The sequence below is a fragment of the Brevibacillus ruminantium genome, assembly GCF_023746555.1.
Taxonomy (GTDB): Bacteria; Bacillota; Bacilli; order Brevibacillales; family Brevibacillaceae; genus Brevibacillus; species Brevibacillus ruminantium.
The window spans coordinates 4,860,954-4,887,733 of the sequence record NZ_CP098755.1 but is presented as its reverse complement, the minus strand read 5'-3'; the positions used below and the strand labels follow the sequence as shown (position 1 = coordinate 4,887,733).

At 39.1% G+C, this 26,780-nt stretch carries 26 protein-coding genes and 1 pseudogene; 15 read left to right on the top strand and 12 right to left on the bottom strand.

Going from position 1 to position 26,780, the window contains the following annotated elements; genetic code table 11:
• Positions 1 to 374: 374 nt before the first annotated feature.
• Entirely contained in the window at positions 375 to 1,157 is a 783-nt protein-coding gene (locus NDK47_RS23940) for a hypothetical protein (RefSeq protein ID WP_251872241.1), read from the bottom strand.
• A gap of 221 nt (positions 1,158 to 1,378) precedes the next feature.
• Between NDK47_RS23940 and NDK47_RS27935 the strand changes: the two are divergent.
• A pseudogene (locus NDK47_RS27935) lies at positions 1,379 to 1,495 on the top strand (DUF7667 family protein); the annotation flags it as partial.
• A 338-nt stretch (positions 1,496 to 1,833) separates the two neighbouring features.
• Here NDK47_RS27935 and NDK47_RS23935 read toward each other — a convergent pair.
• From NDK47_RS23935 to NDK47_RS23925, 3 genes are read right to left on the bottom strand one after another with little or no spacing between them, the layout of a single operon-like run.
• Positions 1,834 to 2,634, bottom strand: coding sequence for an ExeA family protein (locus tag NDK47_RS23935; RefSeq protein ID WP_216541447.1), 801 nt, complete (start codon positions 2,632 to 2,634; stop codon positions 1,834 to 1,836).
• On the bottom strand, positions 2,627 to 3,979 hold the full coding sequence (locus NDK47_RS23930; protein ID WP_216541446.1) for a DDE-type integrase/transposase/recombinase: 1,353 nt from the start codon (positions 3,977 to 3,979) through the stop codon (positions 2,627 to 2,629). The genes NDK47_RS23935 and NDK47_RS23930 overlap by 8 nt, the downstream gene beginning before the upstream one ends.
• A 38-nt stretch (positions 3,980 to 4,017) precedes the next feature.
• Positions 4,018 to 4,554 (bottom strand): DUF6431 domain-containing protein, encoded by a 537-nt coding sequence (locus tag NDK47_RS23925; protein WP_230193409.1) that lies wholly within the window; start codon positions 4,552 to 4,554, stop codon positions 4,018 to 4,020.
• Positions 4,555 to 4,814: 260 nt separating this feature from the next.
• Here NDK47_RS23925 and NDK47_RS23920 point away from each other — a divergent pair, with 260 nt between their 5' ends.
• Together NDK47_RS23920 and NDK47_RS23915 are read left to right on the top strand one after the other, a co-directional pair.
• On the top strand, positions 4,815 to 5,753 hold the full coding sequence (locus tag NDK47_RS23920; RefSeq protein WP_251872240.1) for a serine/threonine protein kinase: 939 nt from the start codon (positions 4,815 to 4,817) through the stop codon (positions 5,751 to 5,753).
• A complete protein-coding gene (locus tag NDK47_RS23915; RefSeq protein ID WP_251872239.1) occupies positions 5,753 to 6,961 on the top strand; it encodes a hypothetical protein in 1,209 nt (402 codons plus the stop codon). The genes NDK47_RS23920 and NDK47_RS23915 overlap by 1 nt, the downstream gene beginning before the upstream one ends.
• On the opposite strand, the gene NDK47_RS23910 is transcribed toward NDK47_RS23915, so the two are convergent.
• Positions 6,908 to 7,648 carry a helix-turn-helix domain-containing protein gene (locus NDK47_RS23910; protein WP_251872238.1) on the bottom strand — a complete coding sequence of 247 codons (741 nt, stop codon included), beginning with the start codon at positions 7,646 to 7,648 and terminating at the stop codon, positions 6,908 to 6,910. The genes NDK47_RS23915 and NDK47_RS23910 overlap by 54 nt on opposite strands.
• Positions 7,649 to 7,989: 341 nt before the next feature.
• On the opposite strand from NDK47_RS23910, the gene dcm reads away from it, so the two are divergent.
• Both dcm and NDK47_RS23900 read left to right on the top strand, forming a co-directional pair.
• On the top strand, positions 7,990 to 8,973 hold the full coding sequence (dcm, locus tag NDK47_RS23905; protein ID WP_251872237.1) for a DNA (cytosine-5-)-methyltransferase: 984 nt from the start codon (positions 7,990 to 7,992) through the stop codon (positions 8,971 to 8,973).
• Positions 8,958 to 10,121, top strand: a complete 1,164-nt coding sequence (locus NDK47_RS23900) for a type II restriction endonuclease (protein WP_251872236.1) — start codon at positions 8,958 to 8,960, stop codon at positions 10,119 to 10,121. Before dcm ends, NDK47_RS23900 begins: the two co-directional genes overlap by 16 nt.
• 49 nt (positions 10,122 to 10,170) lie before the next feature.
• Here NDK47_RS23900 and NDK47_RS23895 read toward each other — a convergent pair whose 3' ends face one another.
• On the bottom strand, positions 10,171 to 10,596 hold the full coding sequence (locus NDK47_RS23895; RefSeq protein WP_251872235.1) for a hypothetical protein: 426 nt from the start codon (positions 10,594 to 10,596) through the stop codon (positions 10,171 to 10,173).
• A gap of 115 nt (positions 10,597 to 10,711) precedes the next feature.
• The gene (locus NDK47_RS23890) at positions 10,712 to 11,560 is read right to left on the bottom strand and encodes a hypothetical protein (protein ID WP_251872234.1); all 849 of its coding nucleotides are present in this window, start codon (positions 11,558 to 11,560) and stop codon (positions 10,712 to 10,714) included.
• Positions 11,561 to 11,989: 429 nt separating this feature from the next.
• Between NDK47_RS23890 and NDK47_RS23885 the strand changes: the two genes are divergently transcribed.
• From NDK47_RS23885 to NDK47_RS23860, 6 genes are all read left to right on the top strand, one after another.
• Complete coding sequence (locus NDK47_RS23885) at positions 11,990 to 12,412, top strand: hypothetical protein (RefSeq protein ID WP_251872233.1); 423 nt, start codon at positions 11,990 to 11,992, stop codon at positions 12,410 to 12,412.
• An 80-nt stretch (positions 12,413 to 12,492) separates the two neighbouring features.
• On the top strand, positions 12,493 to 12,768 hold the full coding sequence (locus NDK47_RS23880; RefSeq protein WP_251872232.1) for a hypothetical protein: 276 nt from the start codon (positions 12,493 to 12,495) through the stop codon (positions 12,766 to 12,768).
• Positions 12,765 to 12,989, top strand: a complete 225-nt coding sequence (locus NDK47_RS23875) for a hypothetical protein (RefSeq protein ID WP_251872231.1) — start codon at positions 12,765 to 12,767, stop codon at positions 12,987 to 12,989. The genes NDK47_RS23880 and NDK47_RS23875 overlap by 4 nt, the downstream gene beginning before the upstream one ends.
• A gap of 1 nt (position 12,990) precedes the next feature.
• Positions 12,991 to 13,332: a hypothetical protein gene (locus tag NDK47_RS23870; RefSeq protein WP_251872230.1), complete on the top strand. Its 342-nt coding sequence runs from the start codon at positions 12,991 to 12,993 to the stop codon at positions 13,330 to 13,332.
• A 148-nt stretch (positions 13,333 to 13,480) separates the two neighbouring features.
• Positions 13,481 to 16,213 carry a hypothetical protein gene (locus NDK47_RS23865; RefSeq protein ID WP_251872229.1) on the top strand — a complete coding sequence of 911 codons (2,733 nt, stop codon included), beginning with the start codon at positions 13,481 to 13,483 and terminating at the stop codon, positions 16,211 to 16,213.
• Between the two features lie 525 nt (positions 16,214 to 16,738).
• Positions 16,739 to 17,065, top strand: a complete 327-nt coding sequence (locus NDK47_RS23860) for a hypothetical protein (RefSeq protein WP_251872228.1) — start codon at positions 16,739 to 16,741, stop codon at positions 17,063 to 17,065.
• A gap of 470 nt (positions 17,066 to 17,535) precedes the next feature.
• Here NDK47_RS23860 and NDK47_RS23855 read toward each other — a convergent pair whose 3' ends face one another.
• A complete protein-coding gene (locus NDK47_RS23855) occupies positions 17,536 to 17,703 on the bottom strand; it encodes a hypothetical protein (protein ID WP_251872227.1) in 168 nt (55 codons plus the stop codon).
• Positions 17,704 to 17,897: 194 nt separating this feature from the next.
• Between NDK47_RS23855 and NDK47_RS23850 the strand changes: the two genes are divergently transcribed.
• The 3 genes from NDK47_RS23850 to NDK47_RS23840 all read left to right on the top strand — a co-directional run bounded on the left by NDK47_RS23850 (position 17,898) and on the right by NDK47_RS23840 (position 18,947).
• A complete protein-coding gene (locus NDK47_RS23850; protein WP_251872226.1) occupies positions 17,898 to 18,347 on the top strand; it encodes a hypothetical protein in 450 nt (149 codons plus the stop codon).
• 163 nt (positions 18,348 to 18,510) lie between these two features.
• Positions 18,511 to 18,672, top strand: a complete 162-nt coding sequence (locus NDK47_RS23845) for a hypothetical protein (protein WP_251872225.1) — start codon at positions 18,511 to 18,513, stop codon at positions 18,670 to 18,672.
• Between the two features lie 14 nt (positions 18,673 to 18,686).
• Positions 18,687 to 18,947 carry a hypothetical protein gene (locus NDK47_RS23840; RefSeq protein WP_251872224.1) on the top strand — a complete coding sequence of 87 codons (261 nt, stop codon included), beginning with the start codon at positions 18,687 to 18,689 and terminating at the stop codon, positions 18,945 to 18,947.
• 531 nt (positions 18,948 to 19,478) lie between these two features.
• Here NDK47_RS23840 and NDK47_RS23835 read toward each other — a convergent pair.
• Both NDK47_RS23835 and NDK47_RS23830 read right to left on the bottom strand, forming a co-directional pair.
• Positions 19,479 to 19,676: a hypothetical protein gene (locus tag NDK47_RS23835; RefSeq protein ID WP_251872223.1), complete on the bottom strand. Its 198-nt coding sequence runs from the start codon at positions 19,674 to 19,676 to the stop codon at positions 19,479 to 19,481.
• Positions 19,677 to 20,122: 446 nt separating this feature from the next.
• A complete protein-coding gene (locus NDK47_RS23830) occupies positions 20,123 to 20,284 on the bottom strand; it encodes a hypothetical protein (RefSeq protein WP_251872222.1) in 162 nt (53 codons plus the stop codon).
• A 304-nt stretch (positions 20,285 to 20,588) separates the two neighbouring features.
• Here NDK47_RS23830 and NDK47_RS23825 point away from each other — a divergent pair, with 304 nt between their 5' ends.
• The gene (locus tag NDK47_RS23825) at positions 20,589 to 21,041 is read left to right on the top strand and encodes a hypothetical protein (RefSeq protein WP_251872221.1); all 453 of its coding nucleotides are present in this window, start codon (positions 20,589 to 20,591) and stop codon (positions 21,039 to 21,041) included.
• 65 nt (positions 21,042 to 21,106) lie between these two features.
• On the opposite strand, the gene NDK47_RS23820 is transcribed toward NDK47_RS23825, so the two are convergent.
• Entirely contained in the window at positions 21,107 to 25,207 is a 4,101-nt protein-coding gene (locus tag NDK47_RS23820; RefSeq protein WP_251872220.1) for an Ig-like domain-containing protein, read from the bottom strand.
• Between the two features lie 205 nt (positions 25,208 to 25,412).
• Positions 25,413 to 26,747 (bottom strand): hypothetical protein, encoded by a 1,335-nt coding sequence (locus tag NDK47_RS23815; RefSeq protein WP_251872219.1) that lies wholly within the window; start codon positions 26,745 to 26,747, stop codon positions 25,413 to 25,415.
• Between the last annotated feature and the right edge of the window lie 33 nt (positions 26,748 to 26,780).

Genomic DNA, 26,780 nt, shown 5'->3' with positions numbered 1-26,780 from the left:
CGCTCTAGTGTAGCGCGTAGGCGCAAGCGAGCGTTAGGCAAAAGTATGGCCTCCATCCTGAACGGGTAGGGGCCTTGTTTTTATGCTACGCTGGGTGGTGGGATGGTGCGATCCGTAGTTCCGTTCACGGATCAGCGCAGTTGGTTCTGTAATAGGATATTTGTTCTCATGATTCTATGGGGATGGGAGCAAGTTGTAAAAGTGAAGCCCTCCCCGGAATAAACTAAGAGAGGGCATTCAAATTAATTGGTAATACGAGGAGAAATTATGTCTGTCTAAGTGTGCTTTACTACATACAAGCAAGTTAAATGATGAGGTAAAACCGAATAAGCAAGGTTATTGTAAGTTACAGGCAAGTATTAGATCCATGTCAGTTATGCCCAGAAAGGTATATATTTCATATATCTCGGGGCTGTATCAGGGTCTAATGGTTTTATCTTGCCTTCGTTAAGAGCGTCTCTAATCACTCTAGAAATTATTGAGATGTCCCTGTCTTCTTTACCAAATCGTTGTCTGAGGCTTGCGTTGGTCATATATTCTTTTGTGACGTATTTTAAACTTGCATGTAGATAACATGCGTGTATTTTCTCTTCACGCTCCATCTCATGAAACGGTTTATGGGTAAATAATGTGATGCGGGTATTATCACCAACAACCAGCATCGTCTTGCGGTTGTTTAGTCCGTCCTGGATGTGGGGGAGCTTCGCTTGGTAATCCTCAAAACTCCGACCAAGCGGTATACGGTAGCGGTATTCTGTACCCCAAGGGTAATTGACCTTTTTAACGAGCTGTGCTGTATAGGTCTTGTCACCGTCACGAACGTTCAATCCGGTCAACGAGAAGATTTTGTTTAATTTCTCACTGTCGTTCGATATTCCTGATTTCCTCAAATGTGCATACAAAGCCACACCTCCCATCACAGCTGATGACACGATTTCAAGCAGCACATCACACACCACCTCACTATTGTTTCTGAAAGAAACAGTTGTGACGAAAGCGAACTTGTTTGAATCAACTGAAGCCGTTGCCGCTATCGCATTTTCCTGTTCGCTTTGTCGTTCGCGAGGTACGCATCGAAAACGAACCGCCGAGCGAACCAGCAAACGAATTGGATTTGGTACTATGGGATGCAGCGGGGATTGTCCAATATTACGCATTTTTTAAACACGGCTCGTATACTTTTCTGAATGTTTGTCCAAGATATGGGTGAGGTGATAGCTCATGAGGCTCTGCGGAAAGTGGATCCCAATGTAAAGCAGGATGACTTCTGGACGATGTAGGATTGGGGACGGATATGAACGGATACGAACAAGAAAAACCCTTGAAATTCAAGGGTTTTTTAGATTGACTCGGATTCAAAAAGATAGGGTAAACTCCCGCGTACCGAGCCTGGGAGGTCGCAAAGCTGAAAAATCTATCGTTGCTTGCTCATATGACGAATGATACTCAATGCCAACATGAATTGTGCGCTCGTTTAGAAAAGCTGACGGGATGAAAATAGGCCATTTTCATGGGACTTGTGTTTGTTTTCTAGTTTTTGACGTATCGGGCTACAGTTGTAAATGACAGGTTTTTTACAGGTGTAGCCCCGCCTCCACCATCAATATACATAACATTGAAATGTATATACTCTAATCGCTTAAAAAACTGATGCTATTGAAGCATCAGTTTTTTTGATTTTTATTATTTGTGTTTAACGCAATAAAAGCCAGCATTATATCCGTAGGGATGTAAGACTGTTATTGCTAACGCATAATGTCCGGAGATTGATGGTGTAAGTTATCCTGCTATTGACGGTTAATCTGACCGCATCCGGATATACGAGAGGGGGAATTATGATAATTCTCCCTGAATGACGCGTTTAACCATATGATCATCGATGATGCGGTGTTTGTTCTGGGCCCCATAGATTAAACAATGGGTGCATACTTTGTTGATTAGCCTAGCTGCTCCACTAGAAAAGCGATAGATGTCATCAATGGCTCCGTCGGTGAATATGTCCCGTTCCGCACCGGCATAGGTCATGTGTCTCTCGATGTAAGCTCCTGTTTGGGCCCGGTCGTAATGCGGAAGTTTGCATTGCAGATCGATGCGTTGACGAATTGCAGCGTAAGCTTGTAGGTTAATGCGATCCCAGAGTTCGCTTTGCCCGACAAGGATAAGAGCCATTGGGCTTTGTGCATCCATCTTAAAATTCAGAAGAAAGCGAACCTCTTCCAGCATCTCACGATCCAAAAGATGACTTTCATCCACGACCACGACGGGCTGCAATCCATGAATTCCTCGCATGAGCTCAATCTCCCGATGCAACTGACGCTTCGCATCCCCGCGATAAAACTTCGACTCACAACCGAGTTGTTCCAGTAGTCCCTTGTAGAAATGCCGCGGGGTCAGCTTTGAATCTGACAGATAGAGCACTTTGAACTTTGCGGGATCCAGTTCTTCCGCAAACCGCCGAATCGTTGTCGTCTTCCCCGTTCCGCAGTCTCCGGTAACGACAGCAAACCATTGCCTCTCTGCCGCATATTCTAACCGTCCCAGCGTCTCTTCCAAAATGACCGACTCATACAGCTCGCTAGGCGGGACATCTCTGGAGAACGGTGAACGACTAAGCTCGTAGAATGCCTCAAACATCGCCATTCACCTTACCTTTCCTACGGTAACTAACGGCCGGAGCTTGCACGGAACGGCGGTGATGACTCTGTACTTCGGCAGCACTTAGCAGCCTTGACGATTCTACTGGAACAGGCTGAAGATGGTCTGGCAACGGAGGACGCTTTCCGGCGCGTTCACCGATCACGAGCTCTTTGACCTTCCACGGTTCGTGGCCTTCATACTCAATCGTCAACTCGGTGGTGTCTGACGGGTCATACACGACATCCACGGTACATCCGATGAAAGGAAGCCCCACTTCATATTTTCGATCCAAGAAGCTAATGCAACCGGTTTTGTCGACTTTGCGGGTTTCACAGTGAAGGAATGCATTGGCAAGTTCCTCCGGTTCCACAAACCGAAGCGCCTTCTTGTCATTTCGAAAGGCGATTTCAGGGCTTCGTTTGTTTTCTAATGCCGAATGCGGCTTGTTCTGGTAGCATTCCGAGAGCCAGACCTCGAACAACTCATTCAGTCGGTCGATCGTCTTAGGCTTTTCAAGTGCTGCTTCGCTAAGGAAAGAATCTACCACCCGGTTGAATCGCTCAACCTTACCGGTCGATTCTGGCGAGTACGGTTTCGCAAAAAGAAGTCGCACACCCAATTTGGAACACGTCCGTGTCATCCATTTGGTACGGTACTGCTTCCCATTGTCGAAGTACACCGCCTCCGGAACACCGTATTTCTGAATGGCCTTTCGGAAACAGTCTTCGACGATCGTCTTATCCATGACCGGGTAAAATTCGCCATGCAGCACGAATCTCGTCGCATCGTCGATGAAGGTGACGAGAAACACTTGTTTCATCGCTCCATCCGGTCCAATGGGCAGGTACGGACCATACTTTAAGTCCGAGTGCCATAGACGATTGCGGTGTGGCTGTTGGAACCTGCGAGCCGCTACACCAGAGTTTGCATACATTCGCATATGTCTTGTGCTGTAACCACGTTCCGTTAGCTTCTCTTGAAGCGTGCTCCGTTTGATTTGACCTGGCTTAACGCGGCCTTCCCATTCCAGGATCTGAATGATCTGGGTGACACTACGACTTGGTACCTCTCGCCGCAGCAAGATTGCTTGCTCCAAGACCTCCGACGGAATGGCGGGGGCTGCGGGTTGCTTCCCTTTGCTCTTCGGCTTTAATCCGCCAAAGCCATCTTGCCGGTAGGCTGCTAGATACCGCCGCAGCGTTCTCTCCGATATTCCGATTTGCTCGCAAATTCTTTGCTTGATTTCCCTCGCCTTTGCCGGATCGAGCCCTTCCGTAAGCAACGGGGCAAGGAGCTGCACACGGTCTGCTGCGATTTGCTCTGCTTTCTTTTGATCTTTCATCCCATTACACCTTTCCTCTGATAGATTCGTTTACGAGTCTATCTCAGAGGGCCTTGGACAAGAATGCAGAACGGGTATGTAACCCAAAAGTTTGAATTTGCAACAGGCCGGACAACTCTAGCTAGCCATCCGTCAGCATCACCGACATAACGTCCGAATCTATGGTGTGCAGCTTGTGAAGGAGTGGACGATTCCTCCACAACATCTAGATGAAAGCGAATGGCGATAGACTCTAAGCACCCTAGCAAGTAGGTGGCCATGGAGCAAAACCAAGCCCGCCAACGGTACAACGTGGAGTTGTCTGCGGCAACATCTACTTCTGACGGTTCAGACGTGATGACATTTTCCACACATTCCGACTCGTAACGCTTGTAAGGTACAATGCAATCCGGTAACTCATGATGAATCTTCCGACAAGCCGTACAACGCAATCTTCGAATAACCAACTCGCTCTTTTCCCCTGTAGCATGAACAATCTTCCGGCCTCGGCTACCGATTACCGTTAAACTCGCAATGCAGCAAGGGCTAGGGACAATTTCTGCACACCTAACAAAAAACGCCGGGGATCTTCTCATCCAGCTCATAATTTGATACAATGATCATACGTTTTGTGAGGGGATGTCTCCAGTGAGCTTGCGCGAACAGGCTCACGCTATATGGAGGCATCCTTTTCCTTTTCTGTGATACGGACATTATATTCGTCAATCCCTGGACAGGCAATACCGTCAGCTTTCGGGCATTATGCTTCAGCGTAAACAGTAAGACTGTTAATTATGACGAAAAAAGTAGTATACTGGAACTATATTGGAAATATCTACTTTGGGGAGGAAGGTCCTTGCGAGCACCAGACTTAACAGTAGACGAAGTGAAAGAGATTTGTCCTGAATGTAATGAAATTGAGTTTGTGGGAAAAGGTGGGCAAAAAACCGTTTTTTCCTGCCTGATTAATGAAGACAAATTTGCAATAAAGTTTCTAGATCTAACAAATATTCAAAATCAACAAGCCCCACAAGATTTGTTAAGTTTGAACTCACAGATTACTGTGTCTCCTATGGAGGATATTAGGGAAGATGTGTTGGCAAGGGCGAAACGGGAAATCGATATTATGGATCGTTGTGAAACACCGACTTTAGTTAAATTGGGTCCAATTGGAATGACATTCGTTGATTACAATAATAAAAAACTTCTTTACTTTACTGAAGAACTTATAAATGGTGATGATCTCCATACCATAATCAGACGGGACAAGCAGATATCACTTCAAGAAGGAATTCAATTAGGGATTGATATCGCAACCGCCGTTAAGCATTTATGGGAGATTAAAATGGTACATCGAGATGTAAAACCTAAAAATATCATGAGGCGTGATAATGGGAGTTATGTGTTGCTCGATACCGGCTTAGCATTCGATCTAACTGATGAATCGCTTACAGCAGCGTTCATGACGGTAGGGACACCAATCTATATGTCACCAGAACAGTTAAAGAATGTGAGGAGAGGAATCGATTTTCGTTCCGATCTTTTCTTATTAGGTATAGTTCTTTATGAATCGTTAACCGGTAATCACCCGTTCTTTACAAGGGGAATTAATTCTATGCAGTTAGTTGCGAATATTGTTTCGAACCAAGTTGAGCCACCTAATAAATTTCGCACTGATTTACCGAATAGTCTAAACACAGTAATAATGCGACTTTTAGCAAAAGAGCCTCATTTAAGGTATAAAAGTTGTGAATCCCTTATAGATAAACTATTGCAAGCAAGGGAGGAAATCTAGTGAAGTTATTTGTACAGCAGGGATATGGAAAGGGAACAAAAATACACCAAGCGCTTTCTAATGGTGCGGCTGATGGAGTGATATTAAGTCCACGGGATGATACTGAAGATAACCTAAGAACATTTAGAAAAGAACTATTTGATGATTACTCGAAATCCGAGGTTTTATTGGACCCTCAGTTTTATTACACAACTTATATAGACGGAACTACTAAAAATTTACCCAATTATGCGTATTATCCGGGTCATCTGACAATGCCGTCATTTCGGTCCATTCGGGATATCCAAAAATACGCAGAGGATACAATTGATTTCCAGATGTCTTTAGGAGCGCATTATATTTTATCTCCTACGCTTTTAATAAATAGTTTTAGTGATAGACAGACCCAGATTTGTTTGAGTTTAGCGGAAGAGTCCAATAATGTAATGATTTCCAAGGGTTATACTCAGCCACTACTGACATCACTCATATTTACTGAATCTGCCCTTAACGAAACGGATCGGGTTAATGAATTTTTAAACGAAATTTCTGTTTTCGACATGGAGGGTTTTTATCTAACAGTAGCGAGAAATAATAAAGACTATAATCAGGACTTTGACTCAGATCTTGCGCTTTCTAATTTGCTTTATTTCATTTATTCCCTATCAGAGATAAACGAATTTAAAGTAATTGTGGGATATGCTGACATTATTGGGTTGCTCTACTTATGCGTAGGCGCATACGGGATCGGAACCGGTTGGCACAATAGTTCGAGGAAGTTCACTATTCAGCAGAGGATTTTGCCTTCGACGGGTGGGAGGCTACCAAGGGAGCGATATACATCAGTCCCGCTACTTAACTCAATACTGGTCTCTGAGTTGGATTCCATTGCTGCAAACGCTCCACAAAGTATTTTCCGAGATACGCTTTCTAACACTAGTGAGGATAGAATCATTCTTGCGGGGTCAAACCCATCGGATGCTTGGAGTAGAGCGTTATCACATCAGCAACATTGGTCTGCTATAAAGAAAGCATCTAATGATATTTTCCAAAGTACAAAAGATATTACTACACGCCTGAATAATATGGAGAAGGCCATCTCACATGCAAGTTCATTGTACACACTTTTGGAGAGGTACGCAGTCCAATTAGAAAGGGCATCTTCGAAATCGCATTTAAATACTTGGCTCTCCGCTATTCGTCTTTTCAGAGGGGCTGCAAATGTCTGATTGATTCATAGTTGCAATTGTTTTTCCGATGCCGACTAAGTGAAAAGCCCTTTTCCTTGGTCGGTTTTTCCTTGGCTTCAGGTAAACTTTATATTTCTGATTGGTTACTGAAATAATCCCAATCCCGTTTATTTTAAAATGCTCTATATTATCTAATGCTGCTTTGACATATCGTTCAGGCATTACAATGGAGGAATATTGCGCAAACCCTAAATAGTTAATAGCCTGATATAATGCTCTTTTCCAATTGTGTAGTTTTCCCTCATAAGCATGAAATGTTACGTTAGGTAACACAACTGATGGATGCAATGTATATGACTCTGATTCATATTTTTGTATTAGTCCTATTTCAAGTAGTTCCTTCAAGACTCGACGTACTGTTGACTCAGATAATCCTGATAATGAGACAATATCAGGATATTTTTGTTTCCGTTTGGGATACAATACTGCTAGCAACTGAGCGGGACCTAGTCGACTCATGATATTTTCGGCACCTACAGGTAATGTCCACCCATCATTAAAATAAGCAGCCACCACATCAGCCCTACCTTGCCAACAGTCCATTTCACGAATTATTACTGGATACCTTTTTGATGACCTTTGACTTAGATAACTTTCAAAAGAGTCGATTAGTATACTTTCCTTTGAGTCAAAGGTATTAGTGATATCGCTTATCCTCATCGCCAAAGATCTGTCCCCCTCCCTCTTAAATTAACAAAGGATAGTATTTCTCTAAAGGGGAAACAATATCCTTTTTGTTTTAATATCCCCTCCATATTATCACTGAAAAGGGTAACAGAGTATAGCATGCATTGCTTTTGAACAAAGAAGAAGCATAAGAATGATCTTCTTTTCATGGCATACACCAAATGCCGTTTATTTTCAAATAAAGTAGTGTTTCAATGGTTGTTGTACATGGAGCACATTCCCTTGCCAGTAGTTAAAAAGAGGGATAAAAAGCAGGACATACACATGATATAATAAGAATAAGAAACTATGTTCGTAAGCAACGTGGGTGGAGGAATCAAATGTTTGCTTTTATAGATTTATTCGCAGGTGTCGGTGGTATTAGAATGGCCTTCGAACGGCAGGGAGGCGTTTGTGTATTTACTTCTGAATGGGATGTTAAAGCACAAGAAACATATGAAGCGAATTTCGGGGAAAAACCACATGGAGATATTCGAACTATTGAACCAGAAGATATTCCAGACCATGATATTCTATTGGCAGGTTTCCCTTGTCAGCCATTCAGTCTCGCAGGGGTTTCTAAAAAGGCTTCTCTAGGAAGAGCACATGGTTTTGCTGACGAAACCCAAGGAACACTATTTTTTAACATTGCAAATATCTTACATGCAAAAAGACCAAGAGCATTTTTGCTCGAAAATGTTAAAAACCTACGGAGTCATGATAAGAAGAGGACTTATCAAACAATCATGAAAGTATTGAAAGAAGATCTTGGCTATACTGTTTACGATGAAGTTCTAGATGCTAAAGGTCTGGTACCTCAACATAGAGAACGAATTTATATTGTTGGCTTCAGAGATCCAATTAAATTTGAGTTTCCCAAACTGCCAGAGCAAGGACCACCTTTAAGGTCTATTTTGGAAGAAGATGTAGATGATAAATACACATTGTCTGATAAATTGTGGGAGTATCTGCAAGCATATGCAGAAAAACATCGTCAAAAAGGGAACGGATTTGGTTTTGGGTTGGCAAATCTAGACGGACACTCTCGTACACTAAGCGCACGCTATCATAAAGATGGCTCAGAAATACTAATCCCACAGGAAGGAAAGAATCCACGACGATTAACTCCAAGAGAATGCGCAAGACTTCAGGGCTTCCCTGAAGGATTTAAAATTGTTGTGTCGAATACTGCTGCATACAAACAATTTGGAAATTCTGTCGCTGTTCCAGTTGTCTCTGCAATTGCCGAAAAAATGATTGAGGCATTGGATGCAAACAGAAGAATCGAAATAGAAGGGCAAGATACTGTATGCAAAGTAATTTAGACAATGCTATAGAAACGGCTAGGAAATATGGCCGTTTCTTTTGTAAATTCTTAAGTGCTAACGATACTGGCTTAACAAAAGCGCATCAGGAGGGTGTCCTTGTTAGTGTTGAGGCTTGGCCATTTTTATTTGACGAGCCGGGGCAGAAAGGTGAAAACAAGGAATCATGGATTCGAATCCATTGGGAAGATGGAATTCCACCAGTTGAAAGCAGGGGAATTTGGTACGGGACAGGAACAAGACGAGAATATCGGATTACACGTTTTTGGAAGGAGTCTCCATACAACAAGGCAGAGCATTGTGGCGACTTACTAATTCTTGTTGAAGCAGATAAACATGAATTTTATGGATTTATATTGTCAACGGATGACGATATTGAAGAGTTTATCAATTTCTTTAGCCTTTCTATCGTTCATACAAGTGCTGTCTACGGCCTAGAAAAAGATGATAAACCAAACAAACTCGACAAATTGATAAAGGGCTATGCAAATGATTTTTCGGATGAAGATGATTTCCCTGCTACAATTGAATTAGCCCTAAAAGCGAGAGAGTTTTATTTTAAGTTGAATAAGAAAGAGTGGAGCCCAGACTTAGCACTACTACATTGGATTGATATTGAGTATTCGTTATTTAAAGCATTGGAACAAGCAATATATAAGCCATATATAGAAACTGCCATCGGTGATGTAGAAAAGTTTATTGATATTGCAAACTCTATTCTAAATCGTCGTAAGAGTAGGGCTGGTAAATCGCTAGAACATCATGCTGATTTTATCTTTAGAGAATTTGATTTACCATTTGACCATCCCGGTAAAACGGAAGGAAACAAGAAGCCAGATTTTCTATTTCCGTCGAACAAATATTATGCGCGGGATGATGCAAATTCATCGCTGCTGACATTTTTGGGAGCAAAAACAACCTGTAAGGACCGTTGGCGGCAGATCCTTAATGAGGCTAATAAGATTCCTGTGAAGCATCTCCTGACCTTGCAACAGGGAATAACTAAGAATCAACTGCAGGAAATGAAAGAAGAAAATGTCGTTCTAGTTGTACCAAAGCCGTATCATAATATGTATCCAACAGAATACAGAGCCGACTTAGTTGACGTAAGTACTTTTATCGGTCAGTTGATGGAGAAATACGCTTAGTATGGAAAAAAGGCAAGTGACAGGGGAACTGTTGCTTGCCTTACTTCGTTTATATGCAATGTCGAGAGATTATGCTTTTTAGGATTTCTGTCTTTAGCATTTTAAGTTCCTCATGTGTTCTTGTTCGTTCGGCTACCATCTTCTCAAAAGCCGTTGGGAAAGACAGGAACAGGCTGTCTTCAGATAGAGTGTGTGTATTTATTTCAATCTGTCCTTCCTTGATAATCAAGGCCACATCGTGCTTGGCAGCCCACTGGACTAATTCAACAAGCCGCTTAAATGGACTTTCAATCAGTTCAGTTTCGTTGTTAACAAGCACAATGTGAGTGTATTGCATGTACTTCGTCAATAACTCAAGAGTGTCGAAGTTCATCACATGTCGCCAGTTCTGTTCGTTGCAATACTCTTTGACTGATTCTAACTGCTCATTGAATAGTGCTTCGTCCGATTGATTAATGTAAGACACGACATTCATACGACCACTCCTAGTCATTTACTTTTATTTATATATATTCTCACGACTGATTGGGACAAAAATAGCCTTGTAAAAGAAAAATACTCATGCTTAAAAACATGAGTAGGAGAGAATATTACGATTTATCTTGTTTAACTTGAAAAACTTCCGCTACTTTAAGCATCACTTCTTCAATTGGCTCATGGAAAAATTCGTTTGATTCCAATACAGTAACATAAGCACCACTTTCATACGACTTTGTTACTATGTTTTTAAACATATTTTCGTTTAATCCACTGAAGTCGTAGATATATGCACGTTTATAATTATGTAACTCTAATGCTTGCATAAAATCGTTATAGTCTCGAAATATTGAGTAATCATAATTATTATGATAGCAAATATCGAGAATACTTGAGTATTTTTGCTTCATTACTTCTAAAGAGTCCTTACGTGTATTAACATAGAAAATTGCTTTTGAATACACCCATCTTTTAGTATTTGAATCGAACATGTTGTTTGAAAAGCGATTGTTATAAACTGCCTCAGTCAAATCAGGATGAATAGCAGCATCGGACAATGCTTCTATCATATTGTTAAATACTTCTTGATTGTTTTCTTTGTCTGAATGAAATAATTTAAGTGCATTAATAAATCTATCCCAAATGATTTCGGAAAAGTTTATTTCTGCTTGATTAGAAACGAAATATAAACGCTTCTTTTTCTCTTCACTATCTACAACATTTATAAGTTTTTTTACCTTACTTTCTTTTAGATAAATTAAGTCCTCGTGACAATAGAAAACAATCATATCGTAATTATCCATCTTATCAATGTGATTAAAAAACAAACTATCTTGATTATAGATAGTAACCAAGTCCCAGTTTTTATTTTGAATATGGCTGCTAACTTCGGCATTAATGTTATTGATGGAATTTTGGTTATGTATATCTGCTTTTTCGTTAATAAATGCTACAACTCTCATTTGTATCCCTCCAGTTGTTTTTATGTCGTATCATAGTTAAACGTGCAATAATTTAAAAAGTTTCATTCATATAAAATTTTTTCTAAAATAAAAAAGGATATCGTCCGATAATGTACTATATAAATGTATAGAAAAAAGTCAATAAAAAATTTCAAAAAATGCTCTTATAATTTGACACAAACATATGTTTGTTATATACTTCAAGTATAAGATATTTTTTTACACTAGAATGTAGATAAAATGTAGTGAAACAACACACAACAAATACACTTTCAACAAACCACCAACAAAGCAAATTACACCTGAAACCAGTTCTTTTTGAATCTGGAGGTGTGCTTTCTGGTGGTTTTTATTTTCACAAAGTGAGGCGAAACACTTCAAACAAAAAGGTGGGGCGGCAGGAGGGCTAATAAGAGGAGGATGATATGTATGGAACTGGAAAAAGATTATGAAGAAATGATTAACAATGAAGAAGTAGAGTTAGTGTTTAGCGTTAGGATGGGTGAACGATATGATGACGCTCATTATATTGTCCTTTTTTACAAAAACGAAGAGGAATTTGTGATAGAGTATTATGCTGTTGATTATATGAGTTCATATTCGTATACAACCAGCAAAGAAGAAGCAATAGAATTATTTCTTGAAAGTATCACTGCTGCATTTGATTATATAAGTCACTTTGATTGTGATTATGAACAACAAGAGTTGATAAGAAGATATTATGCAGAATGCATTTTTGACGGATTAGACAATGTTAAATACTTTCACAAAGAATACGCGGATTTAATTGAAAAATATGAAGATAAGTTGTTGGGATATATCAAAGAATATTATCCGAAGGAAACGGAATAGTTTTAAAACTCCATAGTGGCCTCAGGATTTCTTGGGGCTACCAATGGGGCTTTAAACCTCAGAAAGGAGAGTGATGCCGTATGGCAATACTGTATGGGAGTGTAAAAAACGGAAGTGTTCTCACAAAGAGGATGCTTGGAAAGATTATTGATGAAGAATTTAAAATCATAGCAAATGACGATTATACATATGCAATCTGGCGACGTAAGAAAAAAGACGGTACTTGGGAATTTGATAAAACCAAGCAAGTTGATTATTTGAATAAAGAAGATACTCATAGAAGAAAGAAATTGATGGGGTGGGAATTGGTTAAAGACCAAGATTGTTCATTACAAAAAGGAGGTGTTGCGATATGACAAATCGCTTAATAAATGACTATCGTGCAGCAAACTATGTAATCGCAAGATTAGATGAAGAGAACAATACATATAACTTGCAAATGAACTTTTTTGAATGCGATCCGGAGGGGAACTCTTACAAGTATTTTGTAAACGAAGATGTAACAGCAGAAGAGTTCAGATTTCTAAGAGATTTAAGAGAACCGAACGAAATCTATATAGAAAGGGAGTGGGATTGATATGAATAAAGATTATGTTCTTTCAATAGAAGAGATAAAACAAATCCTGTCGGGGCATTATGAGAACTATCAAAGAGAAAGAGAGAGTGATTTACTCTCATTCAAATTGTTCGATATAAATTTCAGTTTCAAGAAAATCAAATACTCTGCAGAAATAGTGGGTATTGATGTCACTGTAAATAGTAAGAAACATTCATATTTTGACATAGACGATTTTTCTAAGATATTTATGCCGAAATTCAACAAACTTTGGAGAAACGAACAGACGAACAATCCAACATCAGAGAAATACAACTGCTTCAAAGAGTGCAAGAACAGGATATATGAGTATTTGGAAATGTAAAAAGAGGTTATGCCCCTTCTGGAGTGCAGAAACACTTTTACATTACAAGAGGGCTATAAAGTCTTATAGGGATAAACAATAACAAAAAGACCCTTCAATAAAAATACAAATGAAGTACATCCCTCCGTCAGCAGAGGAGGCGATGAAAATGACGAGTAAAGGAGGCGATTTTCGCCAGTTAAAAGTAAATGTAAGTCTTGATAAAGTAGGATTTAATCGGAAACCAGAGAAACAGGAGATAGCAGGAATATCATCAAGACTTGGTATTTCTGCTAGCCAAATTTCAATTCAGGATTTTGCAAAAGAAGTGGTTTGTCCAAATGCCCGTTCTTTTTCTCCATCGATTTTTAAAAGTGGAGAAAGAACTAATGCGACTTGGGTAAGTCAGCAGATTTTCGCACTAGATATTGATGAAGACATTAGTATTCAACAAGTGCTTGAACGATGCAATGACTTTAATCTTATGCCAATAATTATCTACACTTCGTTCAGAAGTACAAAAGAGCATGAAAAGTTCCGTGTAATCTTTTTACTTGATGAAGAGGTTACAGACATTCGAGTAAGGGATTTAGTTCAGAAATCGTTAATGTTTGTTTTTCCAGAAACGGATCGTGCAACAAAAGATGCGGCTCGATTGCTGTTTGGCGGGAAAGAAATCGCTTATGAAAACTACGATAACATAATTACTGTCCCCGGACTGTTAACCTCGGTTTGTGCCTATATTCGTACTGGAAGTAATCCGACTAGGGATATGGAAAAGTATTGCCGTTTTGTGGGGATAGATATGGTGAATGGGTATCCAAAGATACAAACTTTTGAGAATGAGTCAGAAATAGCAGGGATTGTAGGGGCTAATGTACATGTGAAACTGACTAAAAACTGGACAAATCCTATAATATATAATAGGATTTGCCCGATTTTTAGTCAAAATTACATACTGTATTTCAGCAAAGATAACGCGCAAGAACATTATTTAAAAACTGACAGCAGCAAAGATACTAAGTTTAATATCGAAAAGACGAAAGAAGAGTTTACTCTCATTCGCAACTTTAATTTCGATGAACTAGAAGATAACTGCCAACTATTTAGAGAAGCCCTAAGCGGCGACTATTGGTTGTATCACGAAGAAATGTTCGGACTCATGACTAACCTACTGCACATTAAAGGCGGGAAGGAAAAAGTTCAGCAAATACTAAATAGCCGTAAGGAATACGCTCGAAAAATTGATTCTTGGAATGTCATGGCTAATCAGATTTCAAAGTGCAATTATGCTCCAAGTCGTTGCGATTCGTTCTGCCCGTTCGCTGATTCTTGCCAACATGCTCGCAATGTAATAGATCAAGGAAAACTAGTTCGTGGCAGAGTTCAGGTTTTAGAAGAAGAACATTTAAAGTCACTTCCTCAAGCAGAAAAAGAGTTGGAGCATATCTTTACACAGATAATTGAAAATGAAGAGGAAGGAATTTATGTTATTAAGGCTCCAACCGGTATCGGTAAAACGGAACTGTATGTTCAAGCCTGCAAACAACACAAAGCAACTATCGCATTACCAACTCATGCACTAAAAGACGAGGTAAGCAATCGAATGAAGGAGAGCGGAGTCAGACATTTTACAGTTCCTCAACTCCCGGATAATTTAACCACGGAGGTCAGACAGAAACTTGAACATCTTTATTCTTTGGGGGCATTTAAGACAGCAAATGTATATCTTCGTGACCTTGCTAAAGAATTCACTCATCAAGGGATTGTTATTGATAAATACATAAGAGATATCGAAAGTGCTAAGACAGTTAAAAATACAACAATACTTACTACTCATCAAAGAGCCATTTATACAAAAGACCACAATGATATACTTATTGTTGACGAAGATATTATTCCAACACTGTTTCCACAGTCCAGCATGAGCCTTGCAGATTTTACTTTAGCAATTGCAAAACTCAAACAAACGAAATCAAATCAAATGGATATAGATGTGCTGTCTAGTCTTGAAAAGCAAGTAATGGATGCCCCAATTGGTTTAATTCAAGAAGCAGCATCATTCTTCTTGTCTACTGCAGAAGAGATGGAGCAGGAAGTTGTAAAGAGCGACGATGTGAATACAAACATCCTCGGTTTTCTGAACTGCACTTATTATGTAAAAGTGAAAGCATATGGAGAGATTGAGTTCATTAACTTCATTAGTCGAAAACAACTCCCTGCGAAAAAAGTGATTATTATGAGTGCCACCATCAACGAACGGATATCTAAAATTGTTTTCGGACAGCAGATTAAATTCTACGACTTAGGACTTGTCGAAACGAAGGGAAAAATCATTCAAATTCCAAGTAAATCCTTTAGCCGTTATTCAATCAAAGAAAACAAAGAAGAAATGCTGAACTTAGCAGAGAATTTAATCAACACATACAATCCAAATAGCCAAGTTATTACATACAAAAACATGATGAAGACATTAGAACAAACACCAACTTTCGGAGCAACGGCCGGTGTAGACTATCTGAAAGGACAGAACATAACCATTCTGGGGACTCCAAATGTACACCCACTTACATACCTGCTTTTTTCGGCTGCGTTAGGTCAAAAATTAGGATTTGATGATAGTAAGATGGAGTACCAACCTGTGATTCGGAACGGATTTAAGTTCTACTATCAAACATACTCAAACAAAGACTTATTGAAGGAAATCCAGTTCTATCTAATCGAATCAGAATTGCTACAGGCAGTAGGTAGAGCCCGTATTCTTCGCACAGAGGCAACCGTACTGGTATTAAGTAATTTGCCAATCCAAGGAGCAGAGTTCGTATTCTTCAATAAACAACAACTGGACAAACTAAAGAAAAGCATTGCAATTCAAGATCACTTGAAAGCGAGTGGAGAATAATCTCCACTTTTTGCTTTTTCCTTGGATGTTTTTCCCTTGATGGTGCGACAACCTCTTCGAGATACGTTATAATAAAAACACAAACAAGCGTTCTTAAAATAACAGGATTTGAAGCAGTTTTGTCAAAGATACAAGTAATGCCCTTTGTCTTTAATCGTATCTTTACAGCGACAGAACGAGCACACAAATGATAGTTCTAACTCTTCTGAAGAGGTGAAAGAAACAATGACAGAGAACAAGTACATTGTTCACAAGAAGACATTCGTAAAGAATGGCTCTATGGTGGTTGTGAAGTTCTTCTTCAACAGAGACACTGAGAAACTTTGTTCAGAGATTTTCTTTTTCAGTCCAAGATTTTCGCAAGAAACAAGTTATGACAGCATAGAGAAACAAATGGCTATAACGATTCAGTCAGTAAGAAGACACAATCTGTTTAAAAATGTTTCTTTCACTCAAGATGATTACTCCAAGATAATGTACAAAACAAAGCAAATGAGTAAAAAATTCAAAGGGAGAGCAGAAACTATGACACTAAGCGACTTGATGGACGGAATCAAAGCCTCTGAGGGTATTGCTACAGTGATTGAGTACCCAAGCGGGAATTCACATTTACGGCTGTCCTATTCGTTCACAGACAGCAAGGGAGAAACGCACGGAGCCACAGAGAGGATCTACTTGAATAAAGAGCAGACCAGTGGTTTGTATCACCTGTTTTTGACACAGACCAGTGGCAAGGACTACTGCTCACTCAACTGGGTGATTCTCGATCAGATTGACATTGAGAATGCTTCTGATGATTTGATGCTAAGTCAGACAGAGACAGAGGCAGAAACACCAGCCGAGCAAGGCTAAACTTACAACAACAACAATCTTTCAACACAGCAACCATACAATTTGTCCCGCTCCGATACAGGGACATATTTGGTTGCTTTTTAATTTTTTTACACGAAATCAGGAGCGTAAAATTATAGACCATTTTGGGTTCGATACCGTGAGAAGAGAAAGAACTAAAAACATAGAAGAACCAGTTAGGTTAGTAGTATTTTATAGAGAAGATATTAATGTAAACATAATGGAAATCATAGTCGATCCAATTGATATTGATATAAAAAAGGGGACAATACAATTTAAACAATTGTAATCAACTTAGGAGCGGGATAATCCCGCTTCTTTTACTTCAGTCGGCATGACATTCGTAATGAAGCGGGACTCGATCCACACTGTTTCAGTGACATTTACGATTTTGATTTTTTTGTAACTACATATTTGACGACTCCCCAAAATGAGAAGAGAGTGCCGAGTCCGTTCTTTTTATCCTTCCACTAACTAACAGTAACATAGTCATTTCGTGCAGAGTCGCGGATGGCATAATCGAACTGCTCTAATTTTCCCTGCTCCAAAACCGGCTGCTGAATCAACATCTTTTCTTCCTGCAGTTCCAGAATGATGTCCCGTCGCTGTGGCAAAATCATTCGCATTGATGCAAACAAATTGTCCCGCTTCTCCATAATGCTTACACTCAAATCGAATAAGAATATGCGTTTGCATTTCATTGCTTACGACGATAAATATGCAATAGGTATTTGGTTTGGACCTGACAGAATATGGATTGGATGATATACTAGATATATACGTATAAGAACATACATTCTAGTCTGTGTTTCTGATATAGGAGTGATGACGGATGTTAGATAAAATCGAGCGCTTACTGGATAAAACGAATTTCCCTGCCCTTTTGACTAGTGTTATTCTCTTTTTCAATTGTTTGATTATGTCCATTATTTTGTATCTGCCAATAAAGAGTCTTTTCCTTACGGAAATCAGTATGGGGAGATATGCAATACTAGCGATGGGATCGCTGATTATCGGAGGGTTTATGCTCTGGCATATCGACGAGGAGTGGGGACTAGAGAACCGTTTGGTTATGGCAGCATTACTTGCAATCGTATCGCTTGTATGTGCAGCGGGAACTTACTTCTATGCTACTAACACATTCTTTCCTCAAGTGGATTTCTTCAAGTTCATTAGTGTGGCCGCGATTCTGATCGGGAATGGAGGCTTTATGTATCTGAATGCAGTAAGTTCCGCAAGGAATGCAATAGCAAGAAACAATCTTGGAAATATTTCTGAATAAAAACAAGGGATTCAAAAAGTTTTTGTCTAAGAGATAAGTACGAGAATCGCATATGAATGATTGAGCAAATACTCGATATGAGCAATCACAACACACAAGAGGGTGCAAGATGTGTTGTTGGTTTGCTCTTTTTTGTTATCTAACTCGATAGGAGGAATATCGCATGATTATCAGTTTGTATATACTCGGAATGGCTATTCTGTTTTTGATTCTTACTATTTTTGAATTTATTACAGAAAGAGATAAGCCAGTTCGCAATACTATAATTCTTCTTGCTACAATTGTTCAATTTGCAACTTTTTTTTGGTTACAGAGTTATCTATAAGGGGGTAATGTGTGATGGATTACAGAAAAGAAATTGAAAATCTAGAGAAGGTCTATTTTAGATATGAAGATGAGTTTAACTTGCTGGAAGTACAAATATCTGGGATTTTTGACGAGTTTAAAGAGAAAGATGCGGCCAGTAGTTTAGGACTTGAATTACTTGATAAAACAGAACGACAAATGCATGTAGAAAAGCAAATGACTGCAATTTACAAAAAAATCAGGTTTATGGTGAACCGGGACCGGGGATCGGAAGAAATTGGAGGGGCAAATTAAATAGTAATATTCTTGAAGAAGAGAAAGAAGGGGGAAAACTATATAAATCATTTGGTTTTCTTGCTCCCAAATAACGGATACGACATTCGATTTATGTTGACAGCCTAGAGGAATTGGTGAAGATTTGTTAACACGAAATAACAGTTCTATAGTCAGTAAATGCAATTGGCTTTCAAATACCCTTCTGGGTTGTTTATAAGGCAATACGGGGCTTCTGCCCGGTTACTGGCTTAGATTACTACGGATTTATTCCGTGCGAATATGAGGCTCTGAGCGCGTCTAACACGGTCCCGCTTCTAAATGTTTGATATGAATTCAAAAAAGTATTCTACAAGCAATTGTCTTCAGCAAACGAGGGAACTGGAAGGAGGAGAGTGAATCTATCACATTCTTGATAATAACATTGGCGACAACTTTAAACCGAACGGACGAACTGCTTAACAAGTTCTCTATATATAGTGTGAATAACTTTATTATACTTTACCTCCTCTTTCAATGGCGGAACACTTCAACCGGAGTTCCGTCTTTTTATTATTCAGCAATTTCTTGTTCACTGATTAATTCTAATTTGTAATCTACAACAAAATTAATTGAAGGCTTAGTGTTCCATGCGGCCATCTGCCGAGCCTTTTTTAAACTATCAGCAGTTATAGCAACATTGCCTGATTCAGTAGTTATTTTCCCCCTAATTCTTTTAGTTAATGAATATTTAAAATAGTATTTTTTCATTTTTTCCTCCATTTTTGCTTTACTTTTACTATACATTTTTGACTCTTCAAAAGGGGATTAAACTATTTCAAATCTGGATAAGGTAGAACCAGAGGTGATTTTATTGAGGCAATTCTGGAGAGTTCTATACATAGTTGCTTTTTTCGCTGGTGGAGCGGGACTGGCTGCTGTCGGTTTGGATCTGCTTCTGTTCAGACAGAATGTATTTGATACTGCAGAGACAACTGAGTTTATATTCTTGATTGCATTTGCATACCTGATAAAGAGATTTATATATCCAATGTATGTATAGAGCCGTACTGCTATCTTTTTTGGGTTGTGAAGAAGAGGATTACACCGTACTCTTAATCCCATGAATTGGTCCTTCCCCTCGTGCGATGTAGGCTCTTTTTTCAACAGAAATTATACTGATTAGTTAGCCTGAAGGTGTGTAGTTAGAAGTTTGACTACATACCTGTCTTTTTTTGAATACTATTTATTACTGACTGAATGACAGATGTAGGCCAGTTACTGAGATTTTCTGGAGCAGGCATAGCATGTTGCTTCGCTAAATTCTTCATTTCGCGTTTTTTGCGCTCACGATTAAGGTCATAAGCATTTTTATTCATGGCAATCACCCTTTTATTTTCATTACTGCTATTATAATCAAATCAGAAGGGATCAGGGAATGCGAGCATTATTTGTATCAAGCCTGTTGTAATTTTCTCAGAGGTCTCGAAACAAAGGAAATTTCATCTGTTTGGTTGTCGTTTTATGTCGAATATCCGGAATGCAAATGTTATTTCATATCGATATGGTATTTTTATTTTTCAGTTATAATACAAGAATCAGGATAACTGAAAGAAAAGGAGAACAATAAACTAATACAACAAACCACTTCCTTTTCCATTATGGAGAGGAGAGATGTTTAGCATGAAAAAGGATTTATTGCGAAATATGTTGAAAGAACTTTATGAGAAAAGTGAGGAAAAAGAGAGGCTTATTAAAGATCTACAGCACCTCGTCTGTGGTGTATTAGATGAAATAGCCGGGAACCTACCAGCAGGAACACAAATACAGATGCCGATCATCGGTACGGTGGACATTAAGCGATTCACATCAAATGTTGGCTCGAAAAAATGGCTCACCGTAAAAGGGGCTGTGTTAGAGTGTGGGTATCCTCCAGAATCAACATTTTGTTTACATGGAGATTCTAAATGCTTGATAACTGTGGCTAGTCTATCCACTTTTCTTAGTATCGCAAATCAGTTGCCGACTCTCATTAAAAAATTGCAAGAAAGAGAAGAATGGACAAGTAATCTTATTAGACAGGGTATAGAAAATGTAACCCAGTTCTCTATGGAAACGGATAATTCCGAAACGTGAAACAATTTAAAATACATACGACTAATATAAAAACAAGTCCTCTGACAAGAGGACTTGTTTTTATATTACAGTGAAAAAGACAGCACTGAATCAATATTCGAGTTTAATCTCAAAGTTCTCAGAAGAATTACAATTGCCTCAGCCCTTGTTGTATTATCTTCTGGAGCAAAGAGATTGTTATCTGTGCCTTTGATTAGCCCTGTCTGACTAACTTTGTTAATTGTCTCTTTTGCCCAATGCTGTTGAATATCGGGGAAGTACTTGCTGCCGTTATTGGGAATCACCTCAAAATTTATCAAACGGGAGATGAGCGTTACCATTTCAGCACGAGTAATATTACTGTCAGGTTTGAAAGTCCCGTCTTCATTCCCAATCACTATCCCTTTTTTTACGAGTGCAGTGATGTAGCCTTTTGCCCAACTGTGTTGGGTGTCTTTAAAAGAATTCCCGTTTACCGGGTTTATCTGGAAGGCTCGGCTAACCAATGCAACAAATTCTTCACGTGTGATTGCATCGTCAGGTTTGAATGTTCCATTGGGATTTCCTTTTGTTAGGTTCAATGCTCTTGCAACACGTATCTCTTTTTTCGCCCAATGATTTGAGGTATCCAAAAAATCGGTAACGGGAATAGACTTAAGATTCTTAGCCAACATGACGGTATTCCGTTCAACAGCAGCAGAGTCAACGATATTGTTGGCAAATGGAGTCCTGTTGGTTGAATCTTTCTGTATGGCAGACGTACTGTCCCGATAACTGCGATTATTGTTGCTTGAACTGCGCGAGACGGTTGTTCTTACAGCATCCGTTTTTCCTTTATATCTTGCAGTGATCGTTACCTTGCCTGCATTACCAGTGAAGGTAACTACTCCTTTTTGGCTGACCTTTGCTACTTTGGTGTTACTTGAACTCCATGTAACATTGTCCAGTATTTTTGTGGAACCGTCTGCGTATCTTCCCTTAACAGTTAGATCGACGGTACGCTCGCTGTATTCGAGATCTTCTCTGATAAAAATACTCTCCAATATGTTTTCTTCAACCTTGGTGCTTACCGAGTCGGTTAGTCCTTGATAATTAACAGAAATCGTGACTTTTCCACTCTTTCCGGTAAAAGTAACTGTTCCATTTGAACTAACAGTAGCAATTCTGGAGTTATCAGTTTCCCAAGTCGCATTATTAACCTGTACTTTCCTGTCTGGAGCGTAGTTTGCATATACCTTTAATCTGAGTGGCTCTTCGCTGTATTCCAAGGGAGTCATAATTTGTAATGAAGTTGGTTTTTCAACCTCCAGAACAACTTCTGTATTTACCGTGTCCTTAAATCCGTTATATCTTGCTGCAATCGCCACAGGTCCTTCATTTCCGGTAAAGGTGACTTCTCCCTGATTATTGACACCAGCCACATTTTCATTGGTTGATGACCATGATACGTTTTGGAGTAATTCTGCTGTATTGTCCGAGTAATGACCGATAGCCGTAAGTTTTAATGGTGTTTTGCTGAAAACTAGAGGTTCGTTAATTTTTATAGAAATGAGTTGACGTCCACTTGTTCGATTTACATTGGCAGTTACGGAACTTGATAAACCATCGTAAGTTACTGCGATTGTAACGGAGCCATTCATTCCTGAAAATAATACACGGCCATTTGAGTCAACTGTTGCTACGTTGGGGTTGCTAGAGAGCCATGAATTACCGTTCAGGGATTTGGTACTCCCATCGGAGTAGTATCCATTTACACTAAGTTGTAATGGGGAACTGCTGTATGCCAATGATTCGTTTATGGCAATGGCAAGTAATTTTGCCTCTCTATTAACTGTGGTTGATACGGAATTCGAGAATCCATCATAAGAAGCGATAATCTTTACTGAGCCAGTAACACCTGTAAAAACAACTCGTCCATTGGAGTCCACAGTCGCAACGTTAGAATTGTTCGAATGCCATGTAATGCCCTTACTCAAGGCTTGAGTTGAATTGTCCGAATAGAGAGCGGTAACGGTTAACTGAACGGGAGAAGTGCTGAATGCCAGTGATTCATTGATAGTAATGTCGGTCAAGGTTGGTGTAAGGCTAACCGTAGTAGATACTGAATTACTCTTCCCTTGAAAAATAGCGGTAATGGTTACAGAACCAGCCTTACCTGTAAAAGAGACTTTACCGTTGGAATCGACTGTCGCAACAGCAGGGTTACTGGACTCCCATGTAGAGCCGCTGCTCAAGACTTGAGATGAATTATCAGAGTAACGGGCAGTGGCCGTTAACTGGACAGGATATGTACTGTAAGCCAGCGACTCGTTGATAGAAATGGCAGAAAGGCTTGGTGCTAGGCTAACCGTAGTGGAAACGGAATCGCTCTGTCCTTGATACGTAGCGGTAATGGTGACAGAACCATTCTGACCAGTAAAAGAGACGTTCCCGCTTGAATCGACTGTCGCAACGGTAGAGTTACTAGACTCCCAAGTGACGCCACTGCTCAAGACCTGAGTTGAATTATCAGAGTAGTAGGCAGTGGCCGTTAACTGGACAAGGGAAGTACTGTAAGCCAGCGACTCATTGATAGCAATGGCAGACAAAGTTGGTACTAAGTTAACCGTAGTGGAAACGGAATCGCTCTGTCCTTGATACGAAGCGGTAATGGTGATGGAACCGTTTTTGCCTGTAAAAGAGACGTTCCCTCCTGAGTCAACTGTCGCAACGGCAGGGTCACTGGACTCCCATGTGACGCCGCTGCTCAAGGCTTGAGTTGAATTATCAGAGTAGCGGGCAGTGGCCGTTAACTGGACGGGAGAAGTGCTGTAAGCCAGCGACTCATTGATAACAATTGTCGTAAGTGAAGGCGCAAGGTTAACTGTGGTTGAAACAGAATCGCTCATCTCTTCATAAGTTGCAGTGATAGTGACAGAGCCATTTTTTCCTGAAAACGAAACCTTTCCATTTGAATCCACAGCCGCTACGTTTGGATTGGTGGAACTCCAAGTTATTGTGTTACTTGGAATTACAACTTTTGTATTATCGCTTTGCATTCCCTCCACGGACAAAGTGACAGGCGTTGTTGAATACTCAAGCCTTTCTTTTATTGCAATAGAAGTAATGGGAGTAAAAGAACTGTAAGGAACAATTTGGCCAAACCAATACTCATTAAATGAGGCAGGGGAGGATGTAACATTTGCAAGATTTTTCCCCTCTCCAAAATCGTAACGTTCCTTGATATATAAATTGGGAAGTTTGCCGAAACTCGAATAAACGGGTGAAGATAGTGGACGATAAGCCTGTACAGACGGGGTAGAAGGGTAAGATATACCATTCTCATCTTTTACCGCATATGTTTGCAAGGTAGAAGAGGAGATAACGGGATCAAAAGCGACCCAGTCGTAACCGGGCAAATATACCTCAACCCACATGTGACGCGCATAGACACCGCCAGTAATCAGATTGACTTCTCCATTTTGCAAATCAGACGGTTTTATTTTAAAGCCAGTTACCGTTCTTGCAGGAATGTTATTTGCGCGAAGAAGAGCGACCATCAAGGAAGAGTAATCTTCGCAGTTTCCTACATTGTAATGAGCAGCGAATAATGCTCCCTTATTTCTAACGCCATTATCAAACGTGTAGTACATATGTGTTTGAACATAATCGTAAACAGCCTTTGTTATAAAGTAAGGATGGTTTCGGTCACTCGAAGGAACTGAATTTTTGATTTGAGTGGCTATATTTTTAATGAAAGAATCATCAGATTCGATTTTTAAAGATGGTTGCAAATAAATAGACAAATCTGATTTGTAGTTGTAGTCAGCAGATATATTAGCGGGATCAACCTCATAGTCAATTGTACTTGCCCTCACTAGATACTCATAATTTAATATACCCTTCGAACCGTTAGGAATGCTGTTAAGATAAGTCTCTCCACGACGATTCCCCTTGTTATCAACGGAAGTAATATTGGTAAAAGGTGTTGAAGACTTTTCGTCTAAGAACATACTGTATAATGAATCAACGGTATTTGTGAGAATTGGTTGAAGGCGAGTATTTATAGTCCTGCCAGAATTGTTTCCAATTTCATAGGAACCTCGAATTTTTACATTGTAATTAGTTCCAAGCGAATAAGCGAAGGTTATCGATTGGAAACATAAAAATAAACAAAAAAATGTGAGTGTTCTTATTAGTAATTTCATGGTATCACCTACACTGTTGGGATCAAAATAGTTATTCAACTTACATTAAAATTTATATGTGCAGTTGTACCATGAATTATCGCAAATTTTATAATGTAACTAATGCGATAAGTTTTCGACATAGATGTATGGAATGTTAATAAAAATAGCCACTAGATTTCCAAACATTACGCTCAGAGTTCCGGTGGCCTTTTGAGTTTTGTTTCTATAGTTTTAATAATAAAATGCTTTTAAGTAAATCCTCTGGCAAGTAATCCCTGAATTCAATAACAATTGTTGCCATTGATGCTATTTCGTCGGTGTGTAGACTATGAATAGTTGTTTTGTCGATAATTTGCCTTAAGCAATTATTTGCCAAGTGTATTTTTCCCTTTTCGTAATATCTTCGTGTTTTTCTAAGACAAAATCTTAAAAGTAATCTATTTAGCCAAGGATTCTTAGGGAGACTTTTGTAACAAAATTCATCAAGAGAAGTTTCTAGGATTTCAATATATGTGTTCGGAACATTAATTGTGTCATGTTGATAGATGTATTCAGTAATGAATAACAATAGAATTAACTTTCTGATGGTTAAAGGCTGGCTACTTTGAGCGATTGATTCAAATGTATCTGAGTGTATTAGGTGAAAAATTGAATTAATCTCTTCGTAATACTGTAGTAATCTATGCTCTACTTCATTTGGACTTAATATTTCGAGAATAAGTTGTAGTGATAAATATTGAATAACAACAGTATTAGTTATATAGTTCTTAAAAAGATTTGCGCATTGTTGTAAAGTATCATTTTGATTTTCTAAAGAGATCAAGTACAGTTCTTCAGATAATAATTTTACTTTTTCCCACTTTCCTTCCAAGGAAAAAATCGATAGTAATAGGAAATAGGCATGTGCTTTAATTTTCAATGCATTGTGGGAATAGAGAGTAATGGGGAGACTTTTGGTATGAGTTGAAAGTTGTATTGCTGCTTCAACAATTTCGGATTTGTTACATTCTGCCTTTTCTATTGAAAGCATGAGAATTCTATAAAAACTAATTGCAAGTGCTTCTGCATGAGGGGATTGACTTTGTTTCACTTGGACCACAATTGAATAGAACCTTAAGGATTCATGATATTTTCCTGATTCATATAATTTGTTAGCAATCTCAAATAGTGGTTCCATATCATCGCCAATCTTTATAATCAATTGGTGTAGCAGATTTTCTATCAAATTAAATAAACCTAATTTGCAACATTCTAGAATAAAGCGCTGCGTCTTTCCAAGTAATATATCTTTTGAATGGGAATTGGCTTTGTTGTTACGATAACATTCAGGTTCATAATAATAGTAGAGATCCCCTTTTCTATACCCCAACGCTTCTGTAATAGCATCAAGTGTATCTAGAGTGAAACTTCTTTTTCCACTCAAAATCATCGTCAAATTAGATTTAATCCTAGGTCGAATTAATTGAGTCAATTTTGCAGTAGACATTCTTTGTTCCTTCATTAGGAGCAAAATAACATCTCGCAAGGGTATTCCTTTATTAAATTTGTTCTCAATCATTAGTACAACATTCCTTTTATAATGAGGGGTTAT